Origin of the sequence: Bacteroides caecigallinarum (assembly GCF_016901995.1) — a bacterium.
GTDB lineage: Bacteria > Bacteroidota > Bacteroidia > Bacteroidales > Bacteroidaceae > Phocaeicola > Phocaeicola cellulolyticus.
This window is the reverse complement of the sequence record NZ_JACJLE010000232.1, coordinates 1-220: the sequence shown is the minus strand read 5'-3', so window position 1 is coordinate 220 and position 220 is coordinate 1. Positions and strand designations below refer to the sequence as shown.

Here is a 220-nt window from a genome sequence, read left to right as displayed (position 1 = left end):
CACTCTTGGGCCGGTTACCGATCGGCCTGAGGGTACCTTTAGAAGCCTCCGTTACGCTTTTGGAGGCGACCACCCCAGTCAAACTACCCACCAAGCAATGTCCTTCAATTCGAAGTTAGAACTCAAACAAACGAAGGGTCGTATTTCAACAGCGGCTCCACGAACACTGGCGTGCCCGATTCATTGCCTCCGACCTATCCTACACATCGCGTGCCCAAAT

General features: G+C 53.2%; 1 rRNA gene. It reads right to left on the bottom strand.

The features are described from left to right. Window positions 1-220: ribosomal RNA gene (locus H6A61_RS15765) — 23S ribosomal RNA — on the bottom strand; the annotation flags it as partial.